The 25,267-nt window shown below is 66.1% G+C and carries 24 protein-coding genes; 12 read left to right on the forward strand and 12 right to left on the reverse strand.

The window, feature by feature from the left end; genetic code table 11:
* Positions 1–234: 234 nt before the first annotated feature.
* The 5 genes from ACFWVD_RS12230 (at position 235) to ACFWVD_RS12250 (ending at position 6,415) form a co-directional block, all read left to right on the forward strand.
* Positions 235–1,095, forward strand: a complete 861-nt coding sequence (locus ACFWVD_RS12230) for a DMT family transporter (RefSeq protein ID WP_379242099.1) — start codon at positions 235–237, stop codon at positions 1,093–1,095.
* Positions 1,096–1,147: 52 nt separating this feature from the next.
* Entirely contained in the window at positions 1,148–2,584 is a 1,437-nt protein-coding gene (locus ACFWVD_RS12235) for a GuaB1 family IMP dehydrogenase-related protein (RefSeq protein WP_379242100.1), read from the forward strand.
* Positions 2,585–3,012: 428 nt separating this feature from the next.
* Positions 3,013–4,368 (forward strand): hemolysin family protein, encoded by a 1,356-nt coding sequence (locus ACFWVD_RS12240; RefSeq protein ID WP_379242101.1) that lies wholly within the window; start codon positions 3,013–3,015, stop codon positions 4,366–4,368.
* Complete coding sequence (locus tag ACFWVD_RS12245) at positions 4,361–5,425, forward strand: hemolysin family protein (RefSeq protein ID WP_379242102.1); 1,065 nt, start codon at positions 4,361–4,363, stop codon at positions 5,423–5,425. The genes ACFWVD_RS12240 and ACFWVD_RS12245 overlap by 8 nt, the downstream gene beginning before the upstream one ends.
* Before the next feature lie 54 nt (positions 5,426–5,479).
* Positions 5,480–6,415, forward strand: coding sequence for an SMI1/KNR4 family protein (locus tag ACFWVD_RS12250; RefSeq protein ID WP_379242103.1), 936 nt, complete (start codon positions 5,480–5,482; stop codon positions 6,413–6,415).
* Here ACFWVD_RS12250 and ACFWVD_RS12255 read toward each other — a convergent pair whose 3' ends face one another.
* Positions 6,416–6,850 (reverse strand): hypothetical protein, encoded by a 435-nt coding sequence (locus ACFWVD_RS12255; RefSeq protein ID WP_379242104.1) that lies wholly within the window; start codon positions 6,848–6,850, stop codon positions 6,416–6,418.
* Positions 6,851–7,181: 331 nt separating this feature from the next.
* Here ACFWVD_RS12255 and ACFWVD_RS12260 point away from each other — a divergent pair, with 331 nt between their 5' ends.
* On the forward strand, positions 7,182–8,237 hold the full coding sequence (locus ACFWVD_RS12260; protein WP_379242105.1) for a polysaccharide deacetylase: 1,056 nt from the start codon (positions 7,182–7,184) through the stop codon (positions 8,235–8,237).
* A gap of 64 nt (positions 8,238–8,301) precedes the next feature.
* Here ACFWVD_RS12260 and ACFWVD_RS12265 read toward each other — a convergent pair whose 3' ends face one another.
* The 3 genes from ACFWVD_RS12265 to ACFWVD_RS12275 all read right to left on the reverse strand — a co-directional run bounded on the left by ACFWVD_RS12265 (position 8,302) and on the right by ACFWVD_RS12275 (position 10,213).
* Entirely contained in the window at positions 8,302–8,658 is a 357-nt protein-coding gene (locus ACFWVD_RS12265; protein WP_379242106.1) for a hypothetical protein, read from the reverse strand.
* Positions 8,659–9,058: 400 nt separating this feature from the next.
* Positions 9,059–9,517, reverse strand: coding sequence for a hypothetical protein (locus tag ACFWVD_RS12270; protein WP_379242107.1), 459 nt, complete (start codon positions 9,515–9,517; stop codon positions 9,059–9,061).
* A 231-nt stretch (positions 9,518–9,748) separates the two neighbouring features.
* On the reverse strand, positions 9,749–10,213 hold the full coding sequence (locus ACFWVD_RS12275; RefSeq protein ID WP_379242108.1) for a winged helix-turn-helix transcriptional regulator: 465 nt from the start codon (positions 10,211–10,213) through the stop codon (positions 9,749–9,751).
* A gap of 112 nt (positions 10,214–10,325) precedes the next feature.
* Here ACFWVD_RS12275 and ACFWVD_RS12280 point away from each other — a divergent pair, with 112 nt between their 5' ends.
* Complete coding sequence (locus ACFWVD_RS12280) at positions 10,326–11,174, forward strand: SDR family oxidoreductase (RefSeq protein WP_379242109.1); 849 nt, start codon at positions 10,326–10,328, stop codon at positions 11,172–11,174.
* Here ACFWVD_RS12280 and ACFWVD_RS12285 read toward each other — a convergent pair.
* Positions 11,161–12,387: a linear amide C-N hydrolase gene (locus tag ACFWVD_RS12285; RefSeq protein WP_379242110.1), complete on the reverse strand. Its 1,227-nt coding sequence runs from the start codon at positions 12,385–12,387 to the stop codon at positions 11,161–11,163. The two genes, ACFWVD_RS12280 and ACFWVD_RS12285, sit on opposite strands and share 14 nt — an antisense overlap.
* Positions 12,388–12,605: 218 nt before the next feature.
* Here ACFWVD_RS12285 and ACFWVD_RS12290 point away from each other — a divergent pair, with 218 nt between their 5' ends.
* Positions 12,606–13,517: a 3-methyladenine DNA glycosylase gene (locus ACFWVD_RS12290; RefSeq protein WP_379242111.1), complete on the forward strand. Its 912-nt coding sequence runs from the start codon at positions 12,606–12,608 to the stop codon at positions 13,515–13,517.
* Here ACFWVD_RS12290 and ACFWVD_RS12295 read toward each other — a convergent pair.
* Complete coding sequence (locus ACFWVD_RS12295) at positions 13,514–15,265, reverse strand: BCCT family transporter (RefSeq protein WP_379242112.1); 1,752 nt, start codon at positions 15,263–15,265, stop codon at positions 13,514–13,516. The genes ACFWVD_RS12290 and ACFWVD_RS12295 overlap by 4 nt on opposite strands.
* A 281-nt stretch (positions 15,266–15,546) precedes the next feature.
* Here ACFWVD_RS12295 and ACFWVD_RS12300 point away from each other — a divergent pair, with 281 nt between their 5' ends.
* Both ACFWVD_RS12300 and ACFWVD_RS12305 read left to right on the forward strand, forming a co-directional pair.
* Positions 15,547–17,073 carry an LVIVD repeat-containing protein gene (locus tag ACFWVD_RS12300; protein ID WP_379242113.1) on the forward strand — a complete coding sequence of 509 codons (1,527 nt, stop codon included), beginning with the start codon at positions 15,547–15,549 and terminating at the stop codon, positions 17,071–17,073.
* Positions 17,070–17,684, forward strand: a complete 615-nt coding sequence (locus tag ACFWVD_RS12305) for a DUF305 domain-containing protein (RefSeq protein ID WP_379242114.1) — start codon at positions 17,070–17,072, stop codon at positions 17,682–17,684. Before ACFWVD_RS12300 ends, ACFWVD_RS12305 begins: the two co-directional genes overlap by 4 nt.
* Before the next feature lie 149 nt (positions 17,685–17,833).
* Here the strand turns inward: ACFWVD_RS12305 and ACFWVD_RS12310 are convergent, their stop codons facing one another.
* The 4 genes from ACFWVD_RS12310 to ACFWVD_RS12325 are packed head-to-tail and all read right to left on the reverse strand — an operon-like array spanning position 17,834 to position 20,877.
* The gene (locus ACFWVD_RS12310) at positions 17,834–18,691 is read right to left on the reverse strand and encodes an isocitrate lyase/phosphoenolpyruvate mutase family protein (protein ID WP_379242115.1); all 858 of its coding nucleotides are present in this window, start codon (positions 18,689–18,691) and stop codon (positions 17,834–17,836) included.
* A gap of 60 nt (positions 18,692–18,751) precedes the next feature.
* The gene (locus ACFWVD_RS12315) at positions 18,752–19,408 is read right to left on the reverse strand and encodes a GntR family transcriptional regulator (protein WP_379242116.1); all 657 of its coding nucleotides are present in this window, start codon (positions 19,406–19,408) and stop codon (positions 18,752–18,754) included.
* Complete coding sequence (locus ACFWVD_RS12320; RefSeq protein WP_379242117.1) at positions 19,395–20,126, reverse strand: maleate cis-trans isomerase; 732 nt, start codon at positions 20,124–20,126, stop codon at positions 19,395–19,397. The genes ACFWVD_RS12315 and ACFWVD_RS12320 overlap by 14 nt, the downstream gene beginning before the upstream one ends.
* Positions 20,127–20,136: 10 nt before the next feature.
* Positions 20,137–20,877, reverse strand: a complete 741-nt coding sequence (locus ACFWVD_RS12325; RefSeq protein ID WP_379242118.1) for an Asp/Glu/hydantoin racemase — start codon at positions 20,875–20,877, stop codon at positions 20,137–20,139.
* A 101-nt stretch (positions 20,878–20,978) separates the two neighbouring features.
* Here ACFWVD_RS12325 and ACFWVD_RS12330 point away from each other — a divergent pair, with 101 nt between their 5' ends.
* Entirely contained in the window at positions 20,979–21,944 is a 966-nt protein-coding gene (locus tag ACFWVD_RS12330) for a D-2-hydroxyacid dehydrogenase (RefSeq protein WP_379242474.1), read from the forward strand.
* 11 nt (positions 21,945–21,955) lie between these two features.
* Positions 21,956–23,350 (forward strand): amidase, encoded by a 1,395-nt coding sequence (locus ACFWVD_RS12335; RefSeq protein ID WP_379242119.1) that lies wholly within the window; start codon positions 21,956–21,958, stop codon positions 23,348–23,350.
* Between the two features lie 127 nt (positions 23,351–23,477).
* On the opposite strand, the gene ACFWVD_RS12340 is transcribed toward ACFWVD_RS12335, so the two are convergent.
* Complete coding sequence (locus ACFWVD_RS12340; RefSeq protein ID WP_379242120.1) at positions 23,478–23,972, reverse strand: DUF3830 family protein; 495 nt, start codon at positions 23,970–23,972, stop codon at positions 23,478–23,480.
* The gene (locus ACFWVD_RS12345) at positions 23,957–25,222 is read right to left on the reverse strand and encodes an aspartate aminotransferase family protein (RefSeq protein ID WP_379242121.1); all 1,266 of its coding nucleotides are present in this window, start codon (positions 25,220–25,222) and stop codon (positions 23,957–23,959) included. The genes ACFWVD_RS12340 and ACFWVD_RS12345 overlap by 16 nt, the downstream gene beginning before the upstream one ends.
* Positions 25,223–25,267: the final 45 nt, after the last annotated feature.

Here is a 25,267-nt window from a genome sequence, read left to right on the forward strand (position 1 = left end):
TCCTGTTGCCGCGCTTTCCACACCCTCCTTTAAAAAAAACCCCTTTGGGGGGGCGAAAAAGGAGACCGAAACCGCGGAAAAAAAACAAAAGGGGGGGGGGGGGGGGGACACACCGCCTCTGTTCCCCCCACGCTGCTTTTCCGGGGATGCCGCGTGCGCCGTCGAGATGCCCGAACCCGGCGACTCCCCTGCGCGGCTGCGCGCTGACGCGAGCTGATCGACCACACTGAGCCGGTGACGAACCATCCGATCGCGGCCATCGTGTGCGCGCTGATCGCGGCCATGTTGTTCGCGCTGGCCGCCGTGGCACAGCAACAGGCCGCCGCGGCCGTGCCCGAGGGCACGTCGCTCATGGCTACCCTGCTCCGCAGTCCCCGCTGGTGGTCCGGGATCGGCGGCGACGCCGGTGGTTACGCCATGCAGGTCCTCGCACTCACCTTCGGTGCGGTGCTGGTGGTCCAGCCGATTCTGGTGAGCGCCTTGGTGTTCGCGCTCCCGCTGTCGGCGCGACTCAACGGCCAGCGCATCACCGCACGCGCCGCCACGTCCGCGCTGATCCTCGTCGCCGCGCTCGCCCTGTTCCTGATCGTGGGCGATCCGACCGTCGGCGAAGACAACGCACCCTTCCGAAAGTGGTTGGGGCCCTTGGCAATTCTTCTGGGAGTCATCGCGGCGGCAACCCTGGTCGGCCTGCTGGTTTCGAGCCGATCGGCCAAGGCACTCGCGCTCGGCCTCGCCGGTGGTGCGCTGTTCGGTCTCGCCGCGGCACTGACAGATCGCGTGGTCCACCTGTTCGGCGACGGCCTCGGCGCGGTCCTGAGCGGCTGGCAGACCTGGACCCTGGTGGCCGCGGGCCTGCTCGGCCTCTACCTGCAACAGCGCGCGTTCCAGGTCGGACCGCTGTCGGCCTCCCTGCCCGCCTTCACTGTCGCCGAACCCCTCGCCGCCGCGTTCCTCGGTCTCACCGCCCTCGACGAACAGTTACGCACCGACGGTGTCGGCCTGGTCGTGGTCGCCGCCTGCGTGGTGGTGATGTGCGCGGCGACGGTCGTTCTGTGCCGGACCAGAGCGGTCGCCGAGCAGCCGAACAGCTGAATCGGTACGGGGGATTGCGCACCGGAGTACTCACAGGGCTACCATTGGTCAAGTGCGATTTCTTCCGGGACCCCAGCCGCCGTATGACCTGACCTACGACGACCTGTTCCTGGTCCCGAACCGGACCGAGGTTGCGTCCCGGTTCGATGTGGACCTGGCCAGCGTCGACGGGTCCGGTACCACCATCCCCCTCGTGGTCGCGAACATGACCGCCGTGGCGGGCAAGCGCATGGCCGAGACCGTCGCCCGCCGTGGCGGCATCGTGGTTCTCCCCCAGGACCTGCCGTTGCCCGCCGCCGCCGACACCATCGCGTTCGTCAAGAGCCGTTCGCTGACCGCCGACACCCCCGTCACCCTGGATCCCGAGCGTTCGGTCTCCGACGCGATGGCCCTGATGCACAAGCGTGCGCACGGTGCCGTGGTGGTCGTGGAGGGCGGCAAGCCGGTCGGTGTGGTCACCGAGGCCGCCTGCGCCGATGTCGACCGGTTCGCGCGCCTGCGCGAGGTCGCGTTCACCGATTTCGTCCAGGTCCCCGTCGAGGCGTCCCCGCGTGACATCTTCGACCGCCTCGCCGAGGCCCACGCCCAGCTCGCGGTGCTCACCCACCCCGACGGCACCCTCGCGGGCGTGATGACCCGCACCGGCACCGTGCGCGCCGGCATCTACACCCCCGCGGTCGACGCGAACGGCAAGCTGCGCGTCGCGGCCGCCGTGGGCATCAACGGTGACGTGGCCGCCAAGGCCAAGGCCCTGGCCGAAGCCGGCGCCGACGTGCTGGTGCTCGACACCGCGCACGGCCACCAGACCAAGATGCTGGAATCCCTGCGCACCGTCGCCGATCTGAACCTCGGCCTGCCCCTGGTGGCCGGCAACGTGGTGTCCGGTGACGGCGTGCGCGATCTCGCCGCGGCGGGCGCGAACATCATCAAGGTCGGTGTGGGCCCCGGCGCCATGTGCACCACCCGCATGATGACCGGCGTTGGCCGCCCGCAGTTCTCCGCGGTGGCCGAATGTGCCGCTGCGGCACAGGAACTCGGCGTGCACGTGTGGGCCGACGGTGGCGTGCGCCACCCCCGCGACGTCGCTCTGGCGCTGGCCGCGGGCGCGTCGAACGTGATGATCGGTTCCTGGTTCGCCGGCACCTACGAGTCCCCCGGCGACCTGCGCATCGACCGCGACGGCAACAAGTACAAGGAAAGCTTCGGCATGGCGTCCAAGCGTGCCGTGGCCGCGCGCACCGCCGCCGACAGCTCCTTCGACCGCGCTCGCAAGGCCCTGTTCGAAGAGGGCATCTCCAGCTCGCGGATGCGTCTGGACCCCGAGCGTCCCGGTGTCGAGGACCTCATCGACCACATCACCTCGGGTGTGCGCAGCTCCTGCACCTACGCCGGTGCCCGCTCGCTGCCGGAATTCCATGAGAAGGCCGTGCTCGGCGTGCAGTCCGCGGCCGGTTTCGCGGAAGGTCGCCCGCTGCCCAGCGGCTGGTGAACCCCGCGCGACGGCGGCCGATCGATGCGTCGGGGGGGCGGGGGGGGCGTTTTTGTCCTCCCCCGCGTGCGTCCCATTCCCGGTGGTAACTCTTCCCCCCGCACTCCCTCCCCCCGTCACCCCCTCATTTCGCCTACTCGGGGGGGGGGAACCCCGGGGGGGGGGGGGCGGGTGGGTTTTCCCCTCCCCCCCCGTCGCCGTTTCCGCCCGCCGCGCCGCGCGCGCATCGCCGGTGGGAACCGATTACTATGGAGTTGCCGATCACGGCACCCGCTCGATTCCCGCCTCGAAAGGATCCAGTTGTCACCCGCGTCTCAGGGCGCCACACAGGAGGGCTCCTCTACGGAGCCGGGTGACAAACCCGGCGTCCTCCTTTCCGCAGCGTCCGTCCCCGGTTTCCCTGCGGCACCACTCGGGTGGTGCTGAGGATGGCCATCGTTGTGACCGTGCTCAGCCTGCTCGGTTTCGTCGCCCTCACCCTCGGAACGGCCCTGTTCGTCGCCGCCGAGTTCTCGCTCACCGCACTGGAACGCAGCACCGTCGAAGCGGCCGCCCGCGAGGGTGACACCCGTTCCCGGCTGGTGAAACAGGCCCACCACACCCTGTCGTTCCAACTGTCCGGCGCTCAGCTGGGCATCACCATCACCACCCTGATCACCGGTTTCATCGCCGAACCCGTGCTCGCCCGGCTGTTGCATCCGCTGATGGACGCTGTCGGTTTGAGCGAGAGCGCTTCGCAGGCTGTCGCGCTGATTCTGGCTTTGGTCATCGCGACCTCGCTGTCGATGATCTACGGCGAATTGGTACCCAAGAACATCGCGATCGCGGAACCGATGAAGGTCGCGCGCCTGACCGCGGGCCCGATGATCGGGTTCTCCGCCCTGTTCAAGTGGCTGATCCGTTTCCTCAACGGCGCCGCCAACTGGGTGGTCCGCCGGCTTGGCATCGAGCCCGCCGAGGAACTGCGTTCGGCCCGCTCACCGCAGGAATTGGGTTCGCTGGTGCGCACGTCGGCCATGCGTGGCGCGATGGATCAGCGCACCGCGCAGGTGATGGACCGCTCGCTGGAATTCGGTGAGCGCAGCGCCGAGGACCTGATGACCCCGCGCGTGAAAGTCGAATCGCTGGACCGTGACGACACCATCGCCGACCTCATCGCCGCGTCGGCCCGCACCGGCTACTCCCGTTTCCCGGTGATCGACGGCGACCTGGACAACACCCTGGGCGTCGTGCACGTCAAACAGGCCTTCACCCATCCCGGCGACATGCGCAAGAAGATCCCGCTGAGCCAGCTGGCCGTGGCGGTGCCCATCGTGCCCGCCAGTCTCGACGGCGACGAAGTGCTCGAACGCGTGCGCGCCGACGGTATGCAGGTGGCGCTCGTGGTCGACGAATACGGGGGCACCGCGGGCATGGTCACCATGGAAGACCTCATCGAGGAAATCCTGGGCGACGTCCGCGACGAACACGACGAAGAAGAACGCGACGTGCGCCGAGTCTCCGACGGCTGGGACTGCTCGGGCCTACTGCGCATCGACGAGGTCTCCCGCGCGACCGGCTACGACGCCCCCGAAGGCGAATACGAAACTCTGGGCGGGCTGGTCCTCACGCAACTGGGCCGCATCCCGACAACCGGCGACGAAGTGGTGCTGCCCGAGTCCCGCGGCTCGGGCGGCGGCTGGATCGCCAAGGTGGAACGCATGGACGGACGACGCATCGACCGCGTCCGATTGATCCCCGTGGACGCGGCGAATCTGGCCGGACGGGAGCACAACAATGGGTGACCTGTTCGGCATCTTCCTCACCGTGATCCTGTTGGCAGGCAACGCGTTCTTCGTCGCCGCCGAATTCGCCCTGATCTCCGCCCGGCGCGACCGCCTGGAAGCCCTTGTCGCCCAAGGCAAGAAGAAGGCCCAAACAGTCATCGAAGCGGGCGAGAACCTGTCGATGATGTTGGCCGCGGCCCAACTGGGCATCACCATCTGCTCGATCCTGCTGGGCCGAGTAGGCGAACCCGCGATCGCCCACCTGATCGAGCGCCCCTTCGAATTGCTCGGTCTCCCAGCACAATTGCTGCACCCGGTCGGCTTCGCCCTCGCACTGACCATCGTGGTGATCCTGCACATCCTGCTGGGCGAAATGGTCCCCAAGAACATCGCCCTGGCAGGCCCGGAACGCTGTGCGCTGCTGCTGGTCCCGATCCACCTGATGTTCCTGCGCCTGGCCCGCCCCCTGATCGCGATCTACAACTTCGCCGCCAACATGACCCTGCGCATGTTGGGCGTGGAACCCAAGGACGAACTCGACGCCACGGTCTCGACAGTGGAACTGGCCGAAATGATCGGCGAATCCCGCTCCGAAGGCCTACTCGACGAAGAGGAGCACCGCCGCCTCACCCAAGCCCTCGGCACCTCCGAACAGGTAGTAGGCGACGTCATGGTCCCCCTGGCCAAAGCCAGATCGGTCCCCCTGATCGGCAACGGCACCACCCTGGGCGAAGTAGAAGCAGCAGTCTCCGAAACCGGCTTCTCCCGCTACCCCGTCCGAGCCTCCGACGGCTCGCTGGTGGGCTACCTGCACATCAAGGACGTCCTCGACGAAGTAGCCGACGACAACGCAGGCCCCGACACCGTCATCCCCCGCACCGACATCCGCCCGCTACCCACGGTAAGCACCGGAACCCCCCTCTACGAAGCCCTGGCCCGCCTCCGCCGCACCAACAGCCACCTCGGCCGGGTCGTCGACAGTCGAGGAAACACCGTGGGTGTGGTCGCGCTGGAGGACCTCATCGAAGAGTTCGTCGGCACAGTCCGCGACGGAACCCACCGCAACGCGGATTGAACTCGGTGCTCAGCTCCGCCAACAGGTAGTAGTCGGCTACTGGAAAGAGAACCGATGACAACCACCACGTGGGGCATCTCCTACTGGGATATCGCGCACGGTGCCGCCCACTCGCGCTTCGGCAATGCACCTGATCGCACCGCGGCCATCGACGACCTCATCGCGGCCGCGCGCGTACTCGCGTGTCTGCGTGACGAGAACGGCGCCCCGGTCAACAACGTGGTCCAAGTTCAGTTGGGAAACGAATTCGCCACCGTGCGTGGGTTCGACGACCCGAACTTGTCCGACGATGAGCTGAGCAGACGAATCGAAGAGGAAATCGGAGCACAGGATGAACGCAACAAGCTATTGAACACGCCCGCCATGCAGCCCGCCAGGGCGGATGCCACCGCGCCGACGATGTCGATGGAGCACCTGAATTCCGTCACCGAACAATGGGCGCGGATCTCCACCTGGCTGAACGCCAACCTGCCGTCGGTGCCATTGATCGGAGCCGATCCCGAGCAGATCGATCGAGCCGCCGAAAAAACGGGAACTCCTTGGCCCGAAGAACTTTCGACGCTGTTCACCCACATCAACGGCTTCCCCCACGAACACTGGCTCAGGTTGCTCCCGGTCCACGAACTGTTCGACCTGGACAGAGTCGTCCAGGAACACCAACTCGAACTCGACATCTGGCGCGAATTCGACGAAGAGACAGGCCGGCCCGCCGCCGCAGCAGGCGACCCCGCGGGCACTTACCTCCCCCAATTCCTCCCCTTCGCCGGCCTCGACGGCAACCTGCTGTTCGTAGATACCAGACCAGGCCCACTGCACGGCTGTGTCACCGAATTCGACAAGGTAGACGCCGACGATGCGGGCCCTCGATGGACATCGCTGAGCGCCATGCTCACCGACCTCGCCCACAGCCTGGAAACCGGCACCCCCTTCGACCAGCACTGGCTACCGAAAGTCGAAGCAGGCGAACTGAACTGGCAGTTCCAACCCTGATCAGTAGTGACGTCCTTTCGCCATGACAACCAGCATCACACCGTTCCCGAGATCGACAGCGTGATCACCACGCCAGTCCGAGTCGAGGAGGTAGTCCAGCCGCGTGATCAGCGCATCCGATCCGGTGATTTCGTCGGCCTCCATGGTCGTCATGGGAAGGATGTATCGCGGCGCATCGTCGGAGTCGTCAGGTTTCCACGTGAAGGTGAGAACGAGCGCGCCACCCATGCAGTCAATTGCGATGTCGGACATGTGAACCCACGGCGTTCGCCCTTCGACGGGCCCGCCGGGCAATGTCGCATACCACCCGTTCTGCCCGCCGGTGCCAGTCGTTGGTGCCGGGGGCGGCAGCGCGCTGGCGGCATGCAGGTAGGTTTCCAGGTCCGCAGCGACATCTCGCATCCACGTCGGCACAGGTTCGGACGACATCGCCATCAGCCCAGTGTTTCACGATGACCATCGAACCCCCGCCGCCCTGTACATCCGGCCATCACATCAAGTCCGACGGCACGCCCGACACGCCAAGCAAATGAGCGGTGGCCACTGCGTGTTGCTGCGGCACACTCAGTGGTGACGATCGCACGGACTGCGTCGCAATGTGAGCGGAGCCGAGATGAGATACCGAGACAGTGCCCCGATCGGAATTCGACCGCGGCGGGGGGCGCGCACACGGATCTCCCGCATAGTTGCCTGCGCGGCCGCTGGGATCGTCGCCGCATGTGCGCCGTCGCACGGCGCCACATCGACCGGCCCCGATTTCGCCACTGTGACACTGGAAGTGGGGCAGCCCGGTGTCGTGCCGCCGCAACGCGCCGAGTCCAATGTGCCGATGCGCCGACTGGCGCCGGGTGAGCGTCCGCCGCAGTTCGTCCTGTTCTCTTTCGACGGTGTCGGCGTCACGCCGAACTGGGATATGTTCCTCGACGTCGCGCAGCGCGTCGACGCTCGCTTCACCGCATTGATGACCGGACTGTATTTCCTGACCGATGAGAACCGAAACCACTATCACGGACCTGGTCACGCACCCGGACAGTCGGCCATTGCCTTCGGCGGTAATGCCGACGATGTCCGAACGCAGATCGATTATCTGAATCGAACATGGCTGGCCGGGCACGAGATGGGCACCCATTACGTCGGACATTTCTGTCGAGGCGGTGGATACAACGGTGACCGGTGGACCACCCAGGATTGGATCCACGAACTCGACCAGTTCTTCGCCTTGATGACGAATTGGCGCACCAACAACAATATCCACGACGGCCCCGACCTCCTGTTCGGGCCCGAGGTGGTGCGCGGCGGACGCACACAATGTTTGGAAGGCCAACTCCCTCAACTCATTCCGGCATGGCACCAGCACGCGATGACATGGGATTCGTCGATGCCCGCCGCGAACCCCGGACTGACCTGGCCACAACGCATCGAGGGAATCTGGGAGTTCCCGATCCCGTTCGCCTATTCCCCCGTTCTCCGCCAACGCCAGACCGCCCTGGACTACAACTTCTGGTTCACCTTCAACAAGGCGAAAGAACAACCCGAAACCGCGCACCACGCCCGCGAACTCACCAAACAGACCTACGATTACATGTATCGCCGAGCCTTCGAAGGCAACCGCGCACCCCTGGTCATCGCGAACCATTTCAACACCTGGAACGGCAACGCCTTCAACCCCGCCACCGCCGATTTCATGGCAGAGGTATGCGACAACCCCGAAACGATCTGCGCCACCCACGCCGACGTAGCCGCATGGATGGACCTCCAGGACCCCGCGATCCTCGCCCACTGGCAACAACTCCCCGCCACCGCCGTCGACGAACACCGCTGATCCGTTCCCAGCGCGCCGGCGCCCGTGCGTCGCAACTCGCTCAGACCTGCGAAAGCCTACGGGTTCACGGTGAACCGTCCCCGGCGAATTCACCGCGCCGGTAGGCCCGGTCATACGGGTCGTAGAGCGAGTCGTCGACCGGATCGTCACGATCCAGCTGTGCCCCAGCCGGACCCGACAAGCCCGCGAGAGCCGCGATCACCTCCGCACGCGGCTCGCGAGCCGAAGCAACCACAGTCCCGGTACCGGCGCGCTGTCCGTCCTGCCCGTCCCACACCGCGATCATCCGATCGACCTCGCCGACGAGCACCTCATTGGCAGCCTCATACGCGTCCCGGCCCGCACTGTCGAAATCCATCACCCGAACCGTCGTCGCCCGATCGATCAGCGCATCGAACTGCGCCAGATAGTCCGGATTCACCTTCGCCTCCCGGTAATCGCGAAGGCAACACCACCTCGAGGTGCCCACAGATGTCGAGCACCACTTCGGCGAACACGCTGCCCGAGCCGCGAGCGACACACGAGATCCCAACCAATTCTGTTGTGCTGCCGATCCACTCGGTGAGCGTAGCGCGCACAAGCGGGACAGTGCCGACGGAAATATTCATCTACCGGTGACGCTGATTCGCGTCAGACCATGATGCCGGACGGAATCAGCGCGGGCCGACCGATGGGGCCGACACCGCGAGTCATCGATGCTCTCGAACCAATACCTCCGCATTCCCTCCACCCCCCAGTCTCCCGCGTTGGCTGATCTGAACCTCTGCCTCCCTGCTACTTCCCGACGTCGGCGGCATCGCGAGACCCGCCTACGCGACGAGTTAGGTCGTACAGGTCCACACCCTGTAGTCAGCGTCCGCGCCGGCACCCCAGCCAACTCCGGTCAGCCGCCACATCATCTCGAAGACGTAGTCCTCGCTGCAAGGCTCGGGACAATTCTGTTCCTCGGGAAGCGTCCCTCCGTACTCGTCGACCACCTCCCCTTCCACGTAGACGATCGCGCGCATCAACTCTGCTCGGCGATACCAAGCGAACCCGTGAGTCGTCGAGACGCTGTCGGTCACCCAGGCGAGCGCTCGACTGGTACCCGCAACCCTCACTGCCGCTTCATCATCGAAGCTCACCCGAAACTGCGGATCAGCGATGAAGGTCCAGCCGTTCACCGTCGCCACGCCGTAGTCGTAGGGCTCGTTATGCACGGCGTCGATATCGACGGTCACGCCCGTTCCGCTCGGCCGCCCTGGCAGATTCGTCGGATCCACCAGCCCTTCGACGATCAATCCATGTACTTTCCATCCCACGCCTTGCTCGCTCTCGTGAATGCCTCGGTCCGCCGCGCCGACGACAATTACTTACACGCCAGTCTCTTCACACACGTTGCTTCGTTCACATGGCACCTCCGCACCGACTAGGCCGCACCAACCGATGTACCGCTGAGCCCCGCATCGTTTAGTGCCCATCGCGGGCCGTCGACCTGCACGATTCAACTCGCGACAGACATTATCGAGCCGCTACTGATCCATAGATTCACCAGTCGACTCGTAACGCACATCGCGCACATCCACATCCTCCCCACAACACGTGCACCGCAAAACCTGCTCGACAACCCCGTCATCGGCTGCGTGCGTGATCCGCAATGGTGGCTCGTCGAGGCACCAGCGGTCGCCCCATTGCATCAGGGCGATGGTCAGTCCGTAGAGGTCGCGGCCTTTTTCGGTCAAGCGGTATTCGTCGCGTGGGGGGCGTTCGCTGTATTCGAAGCGTTCGAGAATTCCGTTGTCGACGAGCTTCTTCAGCCGGTCGGCGAGGACGTTTCGGGCGACTCCCAGATTGCGGCGCATGTCGACGAATCGGCGGACTCCGAAGAATGCTTCGCGCAGGATCAGGAAGGTCCAGCGGTCGCCTACTTGGGAGAGGGCGGCCTCGACCGAGTCGCGGCGGAGACGCGCGAGGTCGTCGACGTCGGGGGCGCTCATCGGACCACCTTACAACGAGCGACCGAGTCGGTTGCGGATCGAGACCGACCGGGTTAGGTTGGTCCTGGATTGCAACCGACTTGGTGGAGAGTGATGCTGGATGGGGAACCTGATGCCGCGGTGGACAGTGACGGCGATGCTGCGGCCGCCGTTTTCGGCGCGCAGGGCTGTGAGTCGGGCGATCGGGCGGGAGCCTGATCGGGTCACCGGCAAGCGGATTCTGGTCACCGGTGCGTCCTCCGGGATCGGGCGGGAGGCGGCGCTTCGGCTCGCCGAGCTCGGGGCCGAGGTCATCGTCGTCGCTCGTCGCGACCAGGAATTGGGCGATGTACGGGACGAGATCGTCGAGCGCGGTGGGCGGGCGCACGCCATCGGTTGCGATCTGACCGACACGGCGGCGGTCGATGCGCTGGCCGCGCAGGTGCTGGAGAGATTCGGTGGCGTCGACGTTCTGATCAACAATGCCGGGCGGTCGATTCGGCGAACCGTGTCCGATTCCTGCGACCGGTTGCACGATTACGAACGGACCATGTCGGTGAACTATTTCGGCCCGGTCGCGCTGACGCTGCGACTGCTGCCCGCCATGCTCGACCAGCGCGGCGGACATATCATCAACGTGGCCACCTGGGGTGTGCCGGCGGAAACGATGCCCAAGTTCGCCGCCTATCACGCGTCGAAGTCGGCGCTGAGCGCGTTCGGTCGCAGCATGGGGGCCGAGACTGCGGCGCAAGGGATTCGGGTCACCACTGTCCATTTCCCGCTGGTTCGCACGCCGATGATCGCGCCCACCGACGACTACCGCGAACTGGCCGCCCTCACGCCGACGGAAGCCGCCCAGTGGCTGGTCGAGGCGGTCCGCACGCAACCGGCGTCCTTGCGACCTCGGTACGTCGGGTTGGTCCGCGCCGTCAGCGCGGTGTCGCCGTCCTTCGCGGACGCGATGGTGGTCAAGGCGACCTGAGCGCCGCCTCGGTCAGGCTCCACTCGATCGGGTCGGTGAATTGGGATCCGACGTGGTTCGAATTCGGTTCCGGGTCGAGGTCGTGTTGGTAGAAACGGAAGCGGTACTGGCGGTTCGTCGGGTCGGCGAGGTATTTCCACAGGGTGCGTTCAGGGACATCGCCGGCGATTCCGGCGGTGGCATTGTTGACGTAGGAGCACAGGACCGTATCGAGCAGGCCGCTGATATCGGCCGGACTCCATTTCCCTTGATGTGCTGCGATCGCGGCGGTCAGTGTCCGGTAGCGGATAAAAGAATTGTGTTCTTGACTGGCGGGAATCTGCGGAAAGGTGTCGAGGGTCGGATAGCTGTGCAGCGCATGATTGGTCACGATGAACGGCTGGCCCGGTACCGCGTCGACGAATCGGTATTGACGGGAATCGCCGTCGATTTCCAACACCGTCGCCGCACCGGATTCGTCCGTGATGAACCAGTGCAGGTTCGTCGTGCCAGGACAGAACAGCGACTGTTGCAGAATGACCGACTTCGCTTCGTCGACCGTGCTCGCGGAATGGAGCACACAACCGGGCAATTGCATCGCACTCACACCGGTGCTGAAGCCACCGGCGGTGCCCGCGCCGATATTGCCACGATCGCTGTGATCGACCAGCGCGACGATCATCAGACCGGCGTCGTTGACCCCGTCCATGCCGGGACTCAGCAGATCGTGGCAGCCCAGTTGAGCGACCGTGCGACCGGATTCCGGGACCGTGGTGGTCAGCACCGACCGACTGCACGAACCGTGTTCACCCGGGGTGGGCGGTAGTCCGTGTTGGCTGCTGATTGTTCCGGCGAACCAGTCGAGGTTGCGGCCGAACATCGGTCGGCCGGTGGTGGTCAGCGCGGCGGGAAACCACACCACCGTGCAGCCGGGTGGCGGTGCGGGCAGGTCGTATCCCAGGACCGAGCAGTCGTAATCCTGTGCGACACCGAAGCTTTGGGCCACACCGCGGGAACGCGCCGCCATCGTCGGATAGTTCTTCTCGAAGTAGGCCTGCCGCGCCTGGCCGTAGATCGGACTCGCGTAGGGAGCTAGCACCGTTCCGAAGTCACTGCGGCTCAGCGTTGCGAGGTCCGCGCCGATGTCGGTGTCGGTGCCGCGCACTGTCAGCGCGCGGACGGACACGTAGTCGCCGGGAGTGGGCGGGACCAGATAGACATCGTCGGTAAGCACGGCACCTCCACGTCGCAGGGAGCTCGATCCGTCCAACCAACCACACTCGCGCCGTCGACAGCGCCCGACACGACGACAAGCGCGCGTCGACGCCGAACCCGTGTCGAAAGCGTGTCAGAAGTCGAGTTGCGACCCTCATCGAGCCCTGGAACGGCACGCACGGAGCCGCCTGTTCGGGCACCTTCAGAGGCTCCGAACCGGTGCGGGACAATAGTTGGGTGTGCCCCGCCGATTACCTCGACCACTCCCCTGACCTGCGTGTATTGCCAGCGTCGGAGTGGCAGGCGGCGGCGCGTGAGCACCGGGACCGGCTCGATCAGTTGGTCGGTCCGTATCTCGAGCGACGCAAGGCGGGCACCACCCATCCGGTGATCGACTTCCTGTTTAGTTACTACGGAAACAAGCCCGCGCAACTGCGGCGATGGCATCCGGGTTTCGGGATCGGATTGCGCGACGCGGGCGACTACCGGGGTGCGCGGGGATATTGCGAGCAGCAGGGCGTGTTCACCGCCGATCCGGCTTACCTGGCGAAGCGGCGCGACACGATCGAATTCGTCTCGAAACTGCTCACCGCGACCGCGCAACGACCAGCACAACTGTCCTGCTTCGGACTGCACGAGTGGGCAATGGTCTACCGCACCGACGAGGTCCGCCACCAGCAGGTACCGCTGCGGCTCGGTAGCGCGGGCACCGACGAGGTGGTGGAGTCGATGTCGTTGCGCTGCACACACTTCGACGCCTTCCGCTTCTTCACTCCGGAAGCGGTGGGCCGCAACGCCGAACCGCTCACTCGCGCAGACCAAGTCGCCAGCGAACAGCCCGGCTGCCTGCACGCGAATATGGATCTCTATAAGTGGGGCTTCAAACTGGCGCCCCTGATCTCGTCGGACCTGCTGCTCGACTGCTTCGAACTAGCCTGCACCGCACGCGAACTCGACATGCGAGCCAGCCCCTACGACCTGTCCGACTTCGGCTACGAGCCGGTCCGCATCGAAACCCCCACGGGCCGTGCTGAATACGTGCGCGCCCAAGTCGCTATCGCCGAAGCCTCCGACAAGCTGCGGCACCGCATGAAACTGGCCTGCGCCGAATTGTCTTCAGCGCAGGCCGGATTCGATGCGATGCGTTAGCGGTCGTCGGAAATAACGCGGCTGTGGTCCTCGCCCAGAGTCGGTAGGACCAACTCCTCGGTCGACGGTTCGGTGACCAGCGCGAAATCTCCGTCGTGCAGTTCGGTGCCCTGGTCCACAGCGCCCTCGACCAGTTCGATGCCGCGGTCCATGCGCAGGATCAGCGGGTCGTCGCTGAGGTCCTTGTACAGCGACACACACATCGCCACCATCACCACCAGGAACGGCAGCGACACCACCGTCGTCAGCGCTTGTAGGCCCGTGAGTGCCCCGCCGAGGTTGTCGGAATCGGCGATGACCAGCATGATCGCGGCCACCGCGCCGGTGGCCGCGCCCCAGAAGATCACCACCCACTTCGACGGGTGGATGCTGCCCCGTTCGGACAGCGTGCCCATCACGATGGAGGCCGCGTCGGCGCCGGAGACGAAGAAGATCGCGACCAGGATCATCACCACGACGGTGGTGACCGAGGTGATCGGGTACTGGTCCAGCAGGTGGAACAGGGCGAAGTTGGAGTCCACCGAGCCGTCAGGTTCGGTCAGATCACCGTTCTTGGTCTGTTCGGCGATGCCCGCGCCACCGAAGATCGCGAACCACAGCAGGCTGACCACGCTGGGCACCAGCAGCACGCCGGTCACGAACTGGCGGATGGTGCGGCCACGGCTGATCCGCGCGATGAACATGCCGACGAACGGCGTCCACGAGATCCACCAGGCCCAGTAGAAGATCGTCCAGCTCGACAGCCACGCCTTCATCGCCTCGTCACCGGCGCCGGTGCGCGAGGCCATGGTGGGCAGGTTCTCGATGTAGTCGCCCAGTGCGGTGGGCAGCATGTTGAGGATGAACAGGGTCGGCCCGGCAATGAACACGAACGCCGCAATGGCAAGGGCCAGCACCATATTGATGTTGGACAGCCACTGGATGCCGCGCGCGACACCCGACACCGCCGACAGGATGAAGGCCACCGTCAGGCCCGAAATGATCGCTACCAGACCGATTTTGCCGATGCTGTCGATCCAGCCGTTGAACTCCAAGCCCGCGCCGATCTGCAACGCACCCAAGCCCAGCGAGGCGGCCGAGCCGAACAGGGTCGCGAAGATCGCCATCATGTCGATGACGCGGCCGCCGATCCCGTCGGCGTGGTGTCCCAGCAGCGGGCGGAACACCGAGGAGATCAACTGCGAGCGGCCTTTTCGGAACGTGCTGTAGGCGATCGCCAGGCCGGCCACGGCGTAGATGGCCCACGGGTGCAGCGTCCAGTGGAACAGCGTGGTGGCCATCGCGACTTCGGCGGCGGCCGGGGTGCCGGGTTCGGCGGTGTGCGGGGGCGGATTCACGAAGTGCGACAACGGTTCTGCCACGCCCCAGAACATCAGGCCGATGCCCATGCCCGCGCTGAACATCATCGCGATCCAGGACACGGTCCGGAATTCGGGCTTCTCGTTGTCCTCGCCCAGCGGAATGCGGCCGAAACGGCTGACCGCCAGCCAGATCACGAAGACCACGAACGCGGTGGCGGTGAGCACGAACAGCCAGCCGGTGTTGGTGATGACCCACTTCTGGGCGGTACTGGCTGAGGAGGCCAGGCTTTCGTCATCGAGGATGCCCCACGCGACAAAAGCGAGCGCGCCGATCGCGGTGGCGCAGAACACGAGCAGATCCAGCCGGGGTCTGCTCGGCGATCGGCCCGCTACCGCGCCCGCTGACGCTTTCGCGTCACCGGGGCCTCCTACGACATCGTTCGACATGGATCCGAGTCCTTTCCGATGGCGGAAACTCCCCGCCTGGGCAGACGAATTGTCGTTCAGAGCAACCGTACAGCGTACTGGCGGTGACCCGAGGTAAGCGGGCCCCGCCTCACACCCTGTTCCCCGAAACTGCCCTCGGTAACCATTTGCGCGGCTTACCATTCGTGATACCGCACAACTGTCTGAGCCAGTTGTGTTGTCAGCATCCGCGATGCAGGGGGACCACGATGCCATCACGTCCGCACGCAGCCACATCACGCCATGCGCTGATCAGGGGTGCGATGGTCGTGGTGGTGACCGCGATGGTGGCGGTCGGGCTGCCGTCGGGGGCGTCGGCACAGGATTTCGGGCGCACGGTGCACGAGTTCTTCGACATCGGCCGCAGTGCGGTGCCGCGCGCGGACTGCGGGCCGGGATCGCTGCCCGAAACCGGGATGCAGGGCGATGTGCCCGCGGGTGACCGGGACAGTGGGCGCAGCACCCAGGGCTACCGGTGCAATATGTCGATGGTCGGCGGTTATGCCGGGCGTGGCGCGGGGATCACCTCCACCAGTTTCGAACACTGCGCGTATGTGGGGTCGTTCTTCCCTGGCACGTTGCTCAGCGAGCATCCGGGCGTGCAGGTGATCGACGCGTCCGATCCCGCCAATCCGCGGTTGACCGCGACGTTGACCGAACCCGCGATGATGGCCGGCACATGGGAGACCTTGAAGGTCAACACATCTCGCAAACTGCTCATGGGTACCGGGGTGCCGCTGGCGTTGGGCGCGGGTTACCTGTCGGTGTACGACATCTCCGATTGCGCGCATCCGCGCCTGCTCAATCCGGGCGTGGGCACCCATCCGATGATGCCGTTGCCGATCACCACGCACGAGGGCGGGTTCTCGCCCGACGGTCGCACGTATTGGGCGTCGGGTCTGGTGCCCGGGTTCCTCAGCGCGATCGACCTGACCGACCCGGCGAACCCACGCGTGATCTGGCAGGGACTGACCGGGATCGAAGCGCACGGGTTCGGGGTGAGCCCCGACGGAAACCGGCTCTACATCTCCGCGGTGGGCGGGTTCACCGTGCTCGATGTGAGTGCGGTGCAGCGCCGCGACCCGAATCCGCAGGTCCCGCACGTGGGCCGCACATTCTGGACCGACGGGTGGGCGACCCAGCACAGCATTCCGGTGACCTATGACGGGGTGCCGCACCTGTTCACCGTCGACGAGGGCGGGTCGGGCGGAGTGAAACTCATCGACGTTTCCGACGACGCGCACCCGCAGATCGTGGAGAAGATCAAGCTCGAGATCAACCTGCCCGAGAATGTCGACTCCGCAGTCGGCTCGGCGATGGGCAATTCGCTGTTCTCCTACGACCCGCACTACTGCACCGCCGACCGCCCGTCGAATCCGACCGCGCTGGCGTGCGGTTGGGTGTCGTCGGGGATTCGCGTGTTCGATGTCAGCGATCCCGGTTCGATTCACGAGATCGCCTACTTCAACCCGCCTGCGCGCACGAACCACAATCTCGAGATCTGGAATTCGCCGCACGCGCTGGCCTCGATCATCGGCATTCCCGGAATGGCCGCGCCCGCGGCGTTGCGGTCGATGGCCGACGGGTTGTTCGATCCCGCGCAGGTGTTGTCGGCGCGGGCGAGCCGGGTCGCGTTCGGTGACCTGTCTGCGGATTGGTGCATGTCACCGCCGGAGTGGCGGGGCGACCAACTCTTCGTGACCTGTTCGGACAACGGGTTCATGGTGTTGCAGCTCGACAACGAGGTGTACACCCCGCCTGCCGACCAACAGTCCACCGTCGGGTCATGACCGTGCTCCGCGTGGCCGCCGCCTGCGCCACCGCCGTGTTCCTGCTGGCGCTGGGTGCCGCGTTTCGTCCGCTCATATGGCCCGAATCCGCCACTGTCACACCGGTTCTCACCACGACCGAGCTGGGTTTCGTCCAGGACATGACCGCACACCACGAGCAGGCACTGAGCCTGACAGCACGCCTCGAGCCCGGCGTCGACCCCACCGTGCGCGCACTCGCCGACCAGATCGCCGACGCGCAACGAATGGAACTTGGGACTCTGCTCGGCTGGACCCAACTCGCCGGCGCCGCACCGACTTCCCCCCTGCCGGGAACCTGGATGACGGGATCGGCCCACCACCATTCGACCCCCGACACCCCCATGCCCGGCATGGCCACCATGGCCGAACTCGACGCCCTGTCCGCGGCCCGCGGCCCCGACGCCGAAACCCTGTTCCTGCAACTGATGTACCGCCACCACTCCGGCGGCGTCACCATGGCCCGCGCCGCCGACACCCTGATCACCTCGGGCCCGGTCAAACAAACCGCCCGCGCCATGGCCCAATCCCAGAGCCAGGAAATGGGCTACCTGGGAATGCTCCTGGCCGTGCGAGGCGCGCAACCGGCGTGAGATCAAGATCAACAGGCTCTGGTGGTTTTTTCTACTCGGCCGATGTTCGCGTAGTTGCCTGGTGATCACCCGTCCAGAAAGGTGAGATCAAGATCAACACGCTGTGGTGGCGGGAATTTTGACCGATATCCGCCGTCAGAGCGTGGTGATCAGTTGCCCAGGGTGGTGAAGTGGGCGTTGAGGGCGGATTGGGTGAGTTGGGTGGTGCCGTAGGTGAAGGTGCCCTGGTCGGCGAGTTCGTGGGCGGCGTCGAGGAGGTGGCGGTAGAGCGAGCGGGCGATGCTGCCGCCGACGGTGACTCGGCGAACGCCCAGGTCGGCGAGTTCGGCCATCGACAGGGCGCCGCCGGTCAGGCCCATGACGACGTTGAGGGGGCCGTCGAGGGCGTTGACCAGGGTGGAGATGGTGGTGGGGTCGGCGGCGCCGGGGACGAAGACGCAGTCCGCGCCCGCGGCGAAGTAGGAGTTGCCGCGGCGGATGGCTTCATCGATGCCCGCGTCCACTAGTAGGGCGTCGGTGCGGCCGACCAGCACGAACGGCTCGCCACTGGCGGCGACCGCGGCGCGGGCGGCGCGGATTCGGTCCACGGCGTGGACTTCGTCGAACAGCGGGGTGGTCCGGTCGCCGGTGAAGTCTTCGATGTTGCCGCCCGCCGCGCCCGCCTCGATCGCCAGCGAAACGGTGGTGGCTACTTCTTGGGCGTCGGGTCCGTATCCCTCTTCGAGGTCGGCGCTGACGGGAACCCGTACGGCGGTGGCGATTTCGTGGATGCGGCGCATCATCGTCGGCCGGTCGACGCGGCCCTGGTCACCGTGTTCGGTGAAGAAGTCGTGGTCGGGGCGGCCGAACGAGAACGCGATCCCGGCGCTGGTGGTGGCGATCGCCGGAAAACCCACCGACTCCAGGATGCGCGCACTGCCCGCGTCCCACGCATTCGGTAGCAGGAAGCACCCTTCGCGATGCAGATCGACGAAAGCTTGTGCGCGCGTTCGCTGTTCACTGTCCACGGTTGCTCCTGCGGGAGGCGGGGTGTGCTGACCGGGTCCATTGTGCAGGACCGAGCACGGCTACCGGTCGCGTAGGCGGCGTACCGCGTCGTCCATGTGCTCCACGAGCAGGGCGCGGGCGCGATCGGGTGCGCCGGTGCCGATCGCTTCGTGCAGTTCGACGTGTTCGCGGGCTTGTTCACGCAGGTCGGGGTAGGTGGTTTGCAGCGCGCCCAGGCACATGCGGGTTTCGATGAGCAGGGTGCGGGCGGCGCGGACCAGGCGGGGGCTGTCGGTGGCGGTGACCAGGGCTTCGTGGAAGGCCTGGTCGGCGTCGGAGACCGCGGGGGCGTCGCCCGCGTCGGCGGCTTGTTGCATGGCGGTGACGCTGGGTTGCAGTGCGGCGTAGGCGATTTCGCGGCGGCCGTCCAGGATCAGGTCGAGGGCGCCGCCTTCGAGGGCGGCTCGGGCGCGGTAGATGTCGATCACATCGTCGGTGGTGAGTTCGATGACGAAGATGCCGCGGTTGCGGATGCTGAACAGCAAACCTTCTTGGACCAGGCGCTGCATGGCCTCGCGCACGGGCCCGCGGGAGACGCCGAAACTGGCTGCCAGGTCGGATTCGCCGAGCTGGGCACCGGGGGCCAGCGCGCCGCGCATGATCGCCGCGCGGAGTCGGTCGGCGATCATCTCGGCGGTGGATTGCTGGTTGACCGGTTCGAAATCAGTGATCGACATGCTGGCTCCGTTCCGCGAACAGGGTGCCGAATTCCGGGGCGAACGGGGTGACCCCGGCCAGCCGCAGACCTTCCCAGATGGTGACCTGATTGGCCGTGAGCACCGGTTTGCCGAGCGCGGCCTCGAGTTTCGGGAGCACTTCGAGAGTATGCATGGCGGTGTCGGGGATGAGCAGCGCTTGGGCATCGGCGTGGTCGTTGGTGACGGCCAGGGTCAGGACCTGGTCGGGGGTGAGGGTGCCGACCTCGGCGGCGGTGTCGATGCCGGCGCTGGACATCGACACGACTGTGATGCCCGCGTCGGCGAGGAAGTCGACGAACAGTCGCGCGATGTCTTCGGGGTAGCTGGCGACGACCGCGACGCGCTGGATGCCGAGGGCCCGCGCGGCTTCCACGAACGCGAAGCTCGTGCTGGACGCGGGCACGCCTGCGGCTTCGGCCAGGCTTTCGACCTGGCGTCGGGCACCTTCGGGGCCGTAGACGAAACTGCCCGACGTGCAGGCCCAGACGACGGCGTCGGGTTGCTGCGAGGCGAGTAACGAGGCGCCGTCGCGCAGCTTCTGCGGGCTGCCCAGGTCGAGGAGTTCGGCGATCGCGTGCAGGTCGGTGCCGTAGATGTGCGCCACGGGTAGCGAGGCGTCGAGCACGGCCGCCGCTCGCGGGTAGTCGTCCTCGGCGGCGTGGTCGGGGTAGATGAATCCGATTGTCGGCGTGTACATTTCGCTCCGTTCAGAACACATTGACCAACCACTTACCTGGGCCCATCATGGGCAACTTCATCCGGCCCAGACATGCCCACATCGTCAGTTGGTTGGCAGTGAGTACCGGCTTGCCCAGCGCCTGTTCGAGCGGCTCGATCACGTCATAGGTGGGCAGGTTCGTGCAGCTGACGAAGATCGCTTCCGAACGCGGATCATCGGCGCGGAGAATCCGCTCGGCGATGGTCCGGTAGTTGACCTTCCAGATGCCCCCACCCAACCCGAGGTGATCGGACTTGATCGTCGCGCAACCGGCTTCATCGAGGAATTCGTGCAACTTCCCGGTGAGAACCTCGTCGTACGGCGTGATCACCGACATCCGCGTGATGTTGAGGTGCTTGATCGCCTCCACCAGCGCCCCGGAGGTGGTGACCGCATCAGGCGCACCGGCCAGACAGATCGTCTCCCGCAGCGACCGCTCATAGGCGAGCCCGTTGATGAAACTGCCCGAAGTACACAGGTAGGCAACGACTTCCGGCTCCACGTGCAGCACGTCGTGCGTGGCCGCGGTCAGGTGCACCGGGTTGGACACCAGTTCGGCCATGGCCAGCGAGACCGGCACCGGTTCATAGGGTGTGCGGGCCAGGTGCAAGCTGACTTCCAGGGGCGCCCACCGCCACAGTTCCCGTTCGAGGGCGAGGTCGAACGGCGCGATCACGCCGATGCCTCGTTGTGCTACCGGCCCGTCGATGTCGGGGAAGCTGAACTCCACTGCGGCCCCTCTCGCGCTCAGCCGGGCAGACCTCCGAACACGATCGGATTGTTGACAATCATACGATCTGAACTTACGGTGTCAATGTGGGCGGTGAAATTGTGGAACCCAGGCCGATCGTCACCGTCCTCCATCGTGACACCGTCCCCGATTCCGACCTCATGGCCCCCGTGGCGCAACGCGCCGACGTGCGCTACACCGAGGCCGACGGCCTGGCCGACGCGCTGCGCGGCGCCGATGTGTTGTTCGTCTACGACTTCCAAACCCGCGCGCTTCCGGCCGCCTGGCCCTGCGCGGACCGCCTGCGGTGGTTGCACATGGGCGGTGTCGGCGTCGACGCGGTGATGTTCCCGGAGCTGCGCGCCTCCGACGTCACAGTCACCAACACCCGCAACGTCTTCGATGCTGCGATCGCGGAATATGTTCTCGGCCAGATCATTTCGTTCGCCAAGGACCTGCCCGGTTCGATCCGGCTCCAACAGCGGCACGAATGGCAGCATCGCGAATCCGAACGTGTGGCAGGCGCGACGGCGTTGATCGTGGGCACCGGCTCCATCGGCCGCACCATCGCGCGACTGTTGCGCGCGGTGGGCATGACCGTGCGCGGCGTCGGCCGCCGAGCCCGCTCGGACGACCCGGATTTCGGCACCATCAGCGACGACCTACACGCCGAACTACCCGACGCCGACTACGTGATCGCGATCGCGCCGCTCACCGCGCACACCCGACACATGTTCGACGCCACCGCTTTCGCCGCGATGAAACCCCACGCCAGGTTTGTCAATGTCGGGCGCGGGGAACTCGTGGTTACCGAGGATCTCGTCGCCGCGCTGGCCGACAACACGATCGCCGGGGCCGCACTCGACGTGGTCGACCCGGAACCGCTACCCGCGGACCACCCGCTGTGGGATCGACCGAATGTGGTTCTCACACCACACAATTCGGGTGATGTCCACGGCTGGCGCACCGAGATCGTCCGCGCATTCACCGACAATTTTCACCGGTGGGCCGCCGGTCTGCCGCTGGACAACGTCGTCGACAAGACGCTCGGGTACGTGCCCGGCTGAAGGAGTCCGCCATGACGCAGCCCGATCCGCCCACCGACCCCGCCGCGATGACGGCGGTGCAGTTGGTGTCGGCCTACGCCGCCGGGCAACTGTCCCCCGTCGAGGCCACCCAGGGGTGTCTGGACGCGATCGCCGCCCGCGATGGCGCGCTCAATGCCTTCTGTCTGATCGACCCGGATCGGGCGCTGGTGCAGGCCAAGGACTCCGAAGCCCGGTGGCAGTCGGGTAATCCGCGCGGGCTGCTCGACGGGGTGCCGATCTCGATCAAGGACATCTTCTTGACCGAGGGGTGGCCGACGCTGCGCGGTTCCACCTGTGTGGATGCGGGCGGGCCGTGGTTGGTGGACAGTCCGGTCGCGGCGCGGCTGCGCGAGGACGGGATGGTGTTCGTCGGCAAGACCACCACGCCGGAGATCGCGTGGAAGGGCGTAACCGACAGCCCGCTGACCGGCGTGACCCGCAATCCCGTCGACCCCACCACCACCGCGGGCGGCTCGTCCGGAGGTAGTGCGGCGGCGGTGGCGGGCGGGATGACGCCGGTATCGGTGGGCACCGATGGCGGTGGCAGCATCCGGATTCCGGCATCGTTCTGCGGGATCGTGGGGTTCAAGCCGACGCACGGGCGGGTTCCGCTCTACCCCGCCAGCCCCTTCGGGCCCCTGGCGCACGCGGGCCCGATGACGCGCACCGTGGAAGACGCGGCGCTACTGATGGACATCCTGTCGCTACCCGACCCGCGTGATCCGACCGCGCTGGCACCCACTTTTACGACCTTCCGCAGCCAGATGCAGCGTGACGTGCGCGGCCTGCATGTCGGCTATTCCGCGACACTGGGCTTCGCGCAGGTGGACCCGGAGGTCGCCGAGATCGTCGATGCCGCGGTGCGTCGGTTGGCCGAGACCGATTTGACCATCGATGCGGTGGATCCCGGATTCGGTGATCCGCGTGCGGCTTTCGAGATCCTGTGGGCGGCGGGGGCCGCGACCATGTTGTCGAAGTTCCCCGCCGGTTCGCGCGAGAAGGTCGATCCCGGTTTGGGAGAGGTGTGGGATCGTGGCGAATCCATCAGTGCCACGGACTATCTCGATGCCCGACATGTCGCCGCCGAGGTCGGCATCGCGATGGGCAATTTCCACACGGCCTACGACGTGCTGATCACCCCGACCATGCCGATCACCGCGTTCGAAGCCGGTCACGAGGTGCCGCCCGGCAGTGGTCTGCGTGGCTGGCCCGATTGGACGCCATTCACCTACCCGTTCAACATGACTCAGCAACCGGCCATCAGCATTCCGGCCGGCACGACCCGCACCGGGATGCCGGTGGGCTTGCAGATCGTCGGCCCCCGCCACTCCGACGATCTGGTCCTCGCGGTCGCCCGACACGCGGAATCCGTGCTCAACGCCTGAGTTACCCCGGCATTTTCACGCACTTCGCCGCCGTTCAGTCAGAAAACTGATTGGCGGAAGTCGAAGTGCGTGAAAATGCCGGACTCACACCGCGGCCAGAGCGGTGGCAAGTAGTTCTGGTCGCTATTCAGACGCGGGCGAACGACAAGGTCTCCCCCTCCACCCCGCGCAACCACAGCCCGTTGCACGCGGCAGCTAGATCCGCGAGGCCGTCCTCGATGGTGGCGAACACGCTGCCGGGGACCCAGCCGAGGTCGCCGTTGATCAGTAGATTGTTGCGGCCGTAGAACAGGGCCAGGTCGGTGGCGCCCTGGGCGTGGTGGGCGGCCGAGCCGGGTTCGTAGCCGTAGGCGGGGTTGCCGATTTCCCACGGTTCGAAATCGAACAGGCAGACATCGCCGGGAATCGGTGTGACGGTGGGGTTTTCGCGGTGCGGGGCGGCGGTGATGCGGGGAATCAGGGTGTAGACCTCGTTGCGGGCGTATTTGGCGTGGAAGGCGTCGCCTTCCTGGGGTAACGCCGCCCAGACGGCGGCACAGGTGAGTGGGGCTTCGTCGTCGAGGAGGCGGGCGCGGCAGGTGACGCCTGCTTTGGTGAGGGTGATGCTCATGTAGCGGGCCATGATCCTGCTTTCTGCTCGGCGAGCACTTCCGACCAGATCGCCAGCGCGTCCTCGACCTGGGTATCGGTGACGATCAGCGGCGGGATCATCCGCACCACGTTCATGTGCGCACCACAGGTGAGCAGCAACAGCCCCTTCGCCACAGCGGACTTCTGCGCGACAGCGGCAGTCTCAGGATCGGGTTCACCAGTGGCCGTGGTGAATTCGGCGCCGACCAGCAGACCGAGCCCGCGCACATCGCCGATCGCCTTGGTCGCCAGTTCCGACACACCGGCCAGCAATTGCCTGCCCCGCACCGCGGCATTGTCGACCAACCCCTCGGCCTCGATGACGTCGAGCGTGGCCACCGCGGCCGCACACGCCACCGCATTGCCGCCATACGTCCCACCCTGGGACCCCGGCCAGGCCTTCGCCATCAACTCCCGCGACGCCGCGATCCCCGACAGCGGGAACCCACTGGCCAACCCTTTGGCGATGGTGATCACGTCGGGCCGGACGTCGAAGTGCTGGTGGCCGAAGAACTTTCCGGTGCGACCGAACCCGGTTTGGATCTCGTCGAAGACCAGCAGGATGCCGTGCCGGTCGGCGCGTTCACGCAGCCCTTGGAAGAACCGGGTGTTGCCGGGGATGTACCCGCCCTCCCCCAGCACCGGTTCGACGATGAACGCCGCGGTTTCCGCGGGCGAGGTGACGGTCGCGAACAGATAATCCAGCTCGCGCAACGCGAAGTCCGTGGCTTCCTCCTCGGTCCACCCGTAGCGGAAGGCGGTCGGGAACGGTGCCACGTGCACGCCCGACATCAGCGGGCTGAATCCCGCCGAGAACCGGGTGCCCGAGGTGGTCATGGTCGCGGCGGCGACGGTGCGGCCGTGGAAACCGCCGTGGAACACGATCACGTTCGGGCGCCCGGTGGCCTGGCGGACCAGGCGCAGCGCCGCCTCGATCGCCTCGCTGCCGGAATTGGCGAAGAACAGCGCGTCCAAGCCTTCGGGCAGGACCGCGCCGAGTCGTTCGGTGAGTTCCAGCAGCGGCTTGTGCAGCACGGTCGTGTACTGCCCGTGGATCAGCTTGCCGACCTGGGCTTGCGCCGCCGCGACCACGGTCGGATGGCAGTGCCCGGTGCTGGTGACGCCGATTCCGGCGGTGAAATCCAGGTAGCGGCGACCGTCGGTGTCGTAGAGGTAGCAGCCGACGCCGTGATCGACGTGCACGGGCGTGGCCTGCTTCAGGACGGGAGACAGCTCGGTCATCAAGGACTCCCCAGATTGTCTATTGTCGGATTGTTGACAATATGC

This window comes from Nocardia sp. NPDC058666 (assembly GCF_042714895.1).
GTDB lineage: Bacteria > Actinomycetota > Actinomycetes > Mycobacteriales > Mycobacteriaceae > Nocardia.

What these genes read in the sequence shown, in the direction of transcription:
- ACFWVD_RS12240 (WP_379242101.1), top strand. Translation starts at nt 3,013, where the DNA reads ATGGCCATCGTTGTGACCGTGCTCAGCCTGCTCGGTTTCGTCGCCCTC.
- ACFWVD_RS12245 (WP_379242102.1), top strand. Translation starts at nt 4,361, where the DNA reads ATGGGTGACCTGTTCGGCATCTTCCTCACCGTGATCCTGTTGGCAGGC.
- ACFWVD_RS12250 (WP_379242103.1), top strand. Translation starts at nt 5,480, where the DNA reads ATGACAACCACCACGTGGGGCATCTCCTACTGGGATATCGCGCACGGT.
- ACFWVD_RS12255 (WP_379242104.1), bottom strand. Translation starts at nt 6,850, where the DNA reads ATGGCGATGTCGTCCGAACCTGTGCCGACGTGGATGCGAGATGTCGCT.
- ACFWVD_RS12275 (WP_379242108.1), bottom strand. Translation starts at nt 10,213, where the DNA reads ATGAGCGCCCCCGACGTCGACGACCTCGCGCGTCTCCGCCGCGACTCG.
- ACFWVD_RS12280 (WP_379242109.1), top strand. Translation starts at nt 10,326, where the DNA reads ATGCCGCGGTGGACAGTGACGGCGATGCTGCGGCCGCCGTTTTCGGCG.
- ACFWVD_RS12295 (WP_379242112.1), bottom strand. Translation starts at nt 15,265, where the DNA reads ATGTCGAACGATGTCGTAGGAGGCCCCGGTGACGCGAAAGCGTCAGCG.
- ACFWVD_RS12300 (WP_379242113.1), top strand. Translation starts at nt 15,547, where the DNA reads ATGGTCGTGGTGGTGACCGCGATGGTGGCGGTCGGGCTGCCGTCGGGG.
- ACFWVD_RS12305 (WP_379242114.1), top strand. Translation starts at nt 17,070, where the DNA reads ATGACCGTGCTCCGCGTGGCCGCCGCCTGCGCCACCGCCGTGTTCCTG.
- ACFWVD_RS12315 (WP_379242116.1), bottom strand. Translation starts at nt 19,408, where the DNA reads ATGTCGATCACTGATTTCGAACCGGTCAACCAGCAATCCACCGCCGAG.
- ACFWVD_RS12320 (WP_379242117.1), bottom strand. Translation starts at nt 20,126, where the DNA reads ATGTACACGCCGACAATCGGATTCATCTACCCCGACCACGCCGCCGAG.
- ACFWVD_RS12335 (WP_379242119.1), top strand. Translation starts at nt 21,956, where the DNA reads ATGACGCAGCCCGATCCGCCCACCGACCCCGCCGCGATGACGGCGGTG.
- ACFWVD_RS12340 (WP_379242120.1), bottom strand. Translation starts at nt 23,972, where the DNA reads ATGGCCCGCTACATGAGCATCACCCTCACCAAAGCAGGCGTCACCTGC.
- ACFWVD_RS12345 (WP_379242121.1), bottom strand. Translation starts at nt 25,222, where the DNA reads ATGACCGAGCTGTCTCCCGTCCTGAAGCAGGCCACGCCCGTGCACGTC.